This window comes from Sphingobium sp. PNB (genome assembly GCF_019873065.1).
GTDB classification, from domain to species: domain Bacteria; phylum Pseudomonadota; class Alphaproteobacteria; order Sphingomonadales; family Sphingomonadaceae; genus Sphingobium; species Sphingobium fuliginis.
On record NZ_JAINEZ010000161.1, the window covers coordinates 1 to 5,103 of the forward strand.

5 protein-coding genes and 1 pseudogene are annotated in these 5,103 nt (G+C 65.2%); 1 reads left to right on the forward strand and 5 read right to left on the reverse strand.

From position 1 onward, the window contains the following. Position 1: 1 nt before the first annotated feature. Complete coding sequence (locus K7W03_RS26540) at positions 2-1,315, reverse strand: DNA-packaging protein (RefSeq protein WP_222887906.1); 1,314 nt, start codon at positions 1,313-1,315, stop codon at positions 2-4. A 65-nt stretch (positions 1,316-1,380) separates the two neighbouring features. Between K7W03_RS26540 and K7W03_RS26545 the strand changes: the two genes are divergently transcribed. Next, positions 1,381-1,827 (forward strand): acetyltransferase, encoded by a 447-nt coding sequence (locus K7W03_RS26545; RefSeq protein ID WP_037484348.1) that lies wholly within the window; start codon positions 1,381-1,383, stop codon positions 1,825-1,827. Between the two features lie 89 nt (positions 1,828-1,916). Here the strand turns inward: K7W03_RS26545 and K7W03_RS26550 are convergent, their stop codons facing one another. The 4 genes and pseudogenes from K7W03_RS26550 to K7W03_RS26565 all read right to left on the reverse strand — a co-directional run. After that, a complete protein-coding gene (locus K7W03_RS26550; RefSeq protein WP_319024351.1) occupies positions 1,917-3,122 on the reverse strand; it encodes a GGDEF domain-containing protein in 1,206 nt (401 codons plus the stop codon). Then, the gene (locus tag K7W03_RS26555; RefSeq protein WP_139111520.1) at positions 3,064-3,951 is read right to left on the reverse strand and encodes a helix-turn-helix domain-containing protein; all 888 of its coding nucleotides are present in this window, start codon (positions 3,949-3,951) and stop codon (positions 3,064-3,066) included. Before K7W03_RS26555 ends, K7W03_RS26550 begins: the two co-directional genes overlap by 59 nt. Positions 3,952-4,054: 103 nt before the next feature. Continuing rightward, a complete protein-coding gene (locus K7W03_RS26560; protein ID WP_222887908.1) occupies positions 4,055-4,618 on the reverse strand; it encodes a hypothetical protein in 564 nt (187 codons plus the stop codon). 161 nt (positions 4,619-4,779) lie between these two features. Continuing rightward, positions 4,780-5,103 (reverse strand): annotated as a pseudogene (locus K7W03_RS26565) (hypothetical protein); the annotation flags it as partial.

The window sequence follows — 5,103 nt, forward strand, 5'->3', positions numbered from 1 at the left end:
CCTATATCCCCCGCACCCGCGCATCCCCGCGTCGCCCCAGCATCAACTCGGTCAACCCCCATACCAGGGCATCGGCCCGATCCGGCGACCGCCCCGGCCCCTCATAGCCGCCGCCCAGCATCATCCCGCACATCTGGTCCTCCAGCGTGGGAAAGCCGCCCCGATGCGCCACCCGCCCGGCCTCATAGAGGGCCGCCACCGGCTCGGCCCGCGCCACCTTCCCCCGGCTCGCATGCACCAGCCGCACGGGCAGCCCGGCCTCGGCGGCGCGCAGCACGCTCTCGACCATCGCCCCGCCATTATTCGCCTCGGCCACCACCCGGTCCGCGCCATGCACCAGCGCCGCCGCCGCCACCGCCCGCGCCCAGCCCTCCGGCGTCGCGCCCTCCACCGTCGCATCGGCAATCACATAGGCGCGCCGATCCGCCCCCAGCCCGACCACCACGATCCCGCAGGCGTCGCCATGCGCGGAGGCGGGCGGATCGACCGCCACCACCACCCGCGCCAGCCCGCCGCGCACATGCGCCACCCGGCACCGCTCCAGCAGATCGCGGGTCCACAGCGCGCCCTCGACTTCCTCGATCAGCTCGCCCTCCAGCTCCTGCCGCCCCAGCCGCGTCCCGCCATAGCTCCGCTCCATCGCCGCCAGGAACCCTTCCGCCAGATGCGCGACATTGTCCGCCGTCCGCCCCCGCGTCACCACCACGTCGCCGCCGTTGCGCGCCACCAGCCCCCGCACCAGGGCGACGGGCCGCGGCGTCGTCGTCGCCAGCACGCGCGGCGCGCCGCCCAGCCGCATCCCCATCATCAGATTGTCCCACACCGCCTCGCCGCCCGCCCATTTGGCGATCTCGTCGGCCCAGCCATGGCTGAACTGCGGCCCGCGCAGCCCCTCCGCCTCCGCCGCGCCGTAAAGCGTGGCGATCGCGCCATTGGGCCAGACCAGCTTGCGCAGCGCCGGCGCGAAGACCGGCCGGTTCCACCAGGGCGCGATGGACAACAGGCCCGACGCCCCCTCCACCATCACGGCCCGCGCCTCGCCCAGCGTCGCGCCGACCAGCGCGATGCGCGCCGCCGGATCGCTCTCCGCGACCGACCGCACCCACTCCGCCCCGGCCCGCGTCTTGCCGAACCCGCGCCCCGCCATCATCAGCCAGATGCGCCAGTCCCCTTCGGGCGCCAGTTGCTCCGGCCGGGCCAGCCAGCGCCAGTCATGCGCCAGCGCATCGGCCGCCGCCGCGCCCAGCCCGGCCAGCACCCGCTCGCGCGCCGCCTCCGGCAGATGCGCCAGCCGCTCGAAATCCGAAAGGGCCATGCGCCCGCCTCCATTCATCGATTTTCCACGGCGGCCGATTTGGCCGATCAGCCCCACATCCCTATATGCCCGCCATGAGTTCCATCCGCCCCGCCCGCGCCGCCGACGGCGCCCGCCTGCTCGACATCTGGCGCAAGGCCGTCGACGCGACCCATGATTTCCTGACGCCGGCAGACCGCACCGCGATAGAGGCGGAGGTCGCCGCCTTCCTCCCCCACGCGCCCGCCTGGCTCGCCACCGACCCGGACGATCACGCCATCGGCTTCATGCTGATCGACGGCACGCATATGGAGGCGCTGTTCATCGACCCCGCATGGCGCGGCCAGGGGGTCGGGCGCCGCCTGATCGACCACGCCCTGTCGCTCCACCCCACGCTCACCACGGACGTCAACGAACAGAATGCGCAGGCGATCGGCTTCTACGAAGCCATGCGCTTCGCCCGCACCGGCCGCTCCGATCAGGACGGCCAGGGCCGCCCCTACCCCCTGATCCACCTCCGCTACGCCCCCTGACGAGATAGCTGAAACGACCAGTTTTTGCCGTCTAAGATGAAATCTTTTGTCTCAAAAGCGGTCATCGCTTTCCTGATAGCAAGCGCCTATTAAAGATTCCGGGCTACATGAATTTGGTTCCTGCCAGCCTCCTTGGCGGCGTAGAGGGCTTCGTCAGCGGCTTTCATTGCAGCACGCGGGTCCGGATAATCGAATATGTCGGCGATGCCGGCGGAAAAGGTGACCCGCCCGACGGGCTGGTCTGTCTTCCGGTTGATCAGGCGCCGGTCGGCCATGCTTTCCCGCACATCGTCAAGCTGATTCTTCACTTCGGATACTGGCAGTCCTCGGAAGAGCATGACGAATTCCTCGCCACCATGGCGCGCGACATGGCACTTGTCGTCACTGATCCTGGCGAGTGTCTCCGCTATCAACCGAATAACGCGGTCGCCGGTGTCGTGGCCGTGCGTGTCGTTGACGCGCTTGAAATGATCGATGTCGCAAAATGCGACGGCCAGCGGTTCCATCGCGCCGCGCGCTTCGCGATATTCGCGTTCCAACACGGCTTCAAAGGCACGCCTGTTAGGGAGGCCGGTCAGATGATCGACCTCCGCCTCCCGCTTGGCCTTTTCCAGGCTCCGGCGCAATGATTCCGCTTCCTCCTCGCTGCGGTGCATATCGCTTTCGAGTTGCCGGGTCCGCTCCAACATGGCGGTAGCCATTTTCGCGAAGTGCGAAATGATCTGCCCCGTTTCCGAACTGGCGGCGAGTTCGGCGACATGGCCCTCCAGCTCGACGGAATATTCCGAGGTGGCGCTGCGCGCCGCATTGGTATTTCTGGAGAATATTTCGATGCTGTTCTCCATCTGGCCGATCAGCAACTCGACGCCGTTGTGCTGCTTGTCGGATTGATCGATCCCTGCCACTTCATCCAGCCACTCCTGCGTGATCTCAAGGCCAGCCGCGTGGCGCTTTGCAATTTTGCGGGCCAGGACTGGATTGCCTCCGGAGAATATTCCATGCGTGGTGACGAGATTGGTCGATGTCACGTCAAGGCGATGACTGACCAGGAAAGTCGCAATTTCATCGAGCAGGTGCCGCCGCACCGCCTGGATCAAGTCGCCGCTTCCCTTGGCATATTGTTGCTCTGCCGGTTCACGAGCGCCGCGCCGACCGAGCCAGCCCAGAAATCTGTTCGATGCATTGTCAAAGTCGCTCATATATCCCGCCCCCACGAGAAGATTTAATTGCCGATTTTCAGCGCTGCTGCCTGCGATATTGTTTCGGCGTCGTGCCGGCAAACTGTTGAAACACACGACGAAATGCGCCGGCGCTCGCGAAGCCGACCGCCTGTGCAATGGATTCGACCGATTGATCCGGAACGGCGCGCAGCATCTCTTGCGCGCGGCGAACGCGCCAGTCGCTGACGAAACGATATGGTCCGACGCCCGTCGTCGCCTTGAACGCGCGGGAGAAGTGAGAGCGACTGAGATCGACCACGTCTGCAAGCTCATCAAGGCCGATGGCGCGATGCTGATTGGCGAAGATAAAATCCTGAATGCGTGCAAGTTGCGCCTTGCTCAAGGGCGCGGCCTCCCGTGACGGCCGCATTCCCAGCAATTCGATTGTCGCGCTCAGGCAAAGAGCTTCGGCGTAGAGGGGGTCATCGTCACCACGTACGGCCAGGTCGCGCAGCTTGATCATCGTCGATGCCAGGCCGGCATTGCGAACATATGCAAAAGGTGCCGCATTGGCGCAGGCATATCGTTCTCCCAATTCTTCGGAAACGATATCGGGTTCGAAATAGAGAGCCGTGTAGCTGTTCTCTCCGCGAGCAGGCTTTGCCCACCCCTCAATGGCGCATCCTTCGGGCGCGAAGGTGAGCGTGTCGCGAAGCTGCGTCTTGGCCAAGGTCGGCAAACCCTCCATCTTCAGCTCACCGTCGGTCAGCATCAGCTCATGATAGGCGAGATAGCAACTGTCGCCCTTTGCGCGGAAATCATAGCCTTCATCTGTCGTGAGGAGCACATGTTCGACCCTGAACCCGCGCCAGGCGAGCGGGGATTTTTTTGCTCCGACTTGCGAGGCGTCTTGGAACTGGAGTTCGAGCGTAGGCAGTATTTCCATGGCGGCGATATACGGCAATTTTTGCTATATGCTACAATTATTGCTGCAAATGATCGTGCTCTTTGTCAGCTTTCGCGATGCGCGAACCAGCAGTTGCCAGTCCGCAACCACCCAAAATCCCCTACCCCCCACTCCGCTTCCGCACCTCATCCAGCGCCACCCTCAACCGCTCCACCGCATCCTCGCCATCGGGCCGCTCCACGCTCTCCAGCCGCTGCATCTCCTCCACCTCCTTCTCATGCGCCCTGAACAGCAGCGCCTGGATCATGTGCGGATGCCCCCGCCTGATCTTCCGGCTCTTGACCGCCCCTTCCCCGTCCAGCACGATCTCCTCATCCTCCGTGCCGAACAGCGCCTGCCGCAGCATCAGCGCCCGCAATTCCTCATGCCCGATGCTCAGCGCCTGCTTCCAAGCCCGCGCAAATGCCGGATCGCGCCGCTTCAGATAATAGACGGTCGACAAGTTCCGCCCGACGACCCGCGCCGCCTCGCTGACGTTGCAGGTCAGCGCCAGCGTCTCCAGGAACTTCTGCCGCAGCGCCGGCGTCCAGCCATTCCGGCGCACCGCGCGCATCTGCGGCGCGACGCCCAGCGCGCCCTGCGGCCCATTCTCCAGCGCCAGCACCCGCTCGGGCGCATCAGCCCGCCCGCCGAACCGGTTCCTCTTCCCTTCTCCGTCCGCCACAGCCAATCCCCCGCATGCAAAGCAAAGGGGCCGGCCCTGACGAGGACCAGCCCTTCACCGCCTCATCGGCGACTCACATTTTCCCAATGTCGACCTATGTGCCAGAACAGCGTGACGATGTCAACAAAAATGTTCCATATGGGTTAAAACCTCCTCCCGGTTCACCGCCCCGCATCGTCCCCGCCGGCCACGCTGCGCGTATAGTCGATCCTGATCCGAACCCAGCTTCCGACCATCACCTTGCCATTCACCCGCGGCGGCAGCACCAGAAATTGCCACGCCGCCAGCCGAACCGCCTTGGCAAAGCCAGACCCCATGGGCGATTCCCCCAGCGCCTGGCAGTTCTCGACATGGTAATGATCCACCGTCTTGCACGCGACCAGACCCCAGCCGCTTGTCGGCGCATTGGCGGGCAGATAGCCGGCCAGTTCCGCATGGCTCGGCCGCCGGTACCATTCCGCATCGAACAACTGCACGCCCCCCGG

Bases quoted from the DNA above. Each gene is read 5' to 3' on its own strand.
- K7W03_RS26540 (WP_222887906.1), bottom strand. From the start codon at position 1,315: ATGGCCCTTTCGGATTTCGAGCGGCTGGCGCATCTGCCGGAGGCGGCG.
- K7W03_RS26545 (WP_037484348.1), top strand. From the start codon at position 1,381: ATGCCCGCCATGAGTTCCATCCGCCCCGCCCGCGCCGCCGACGGCGCC.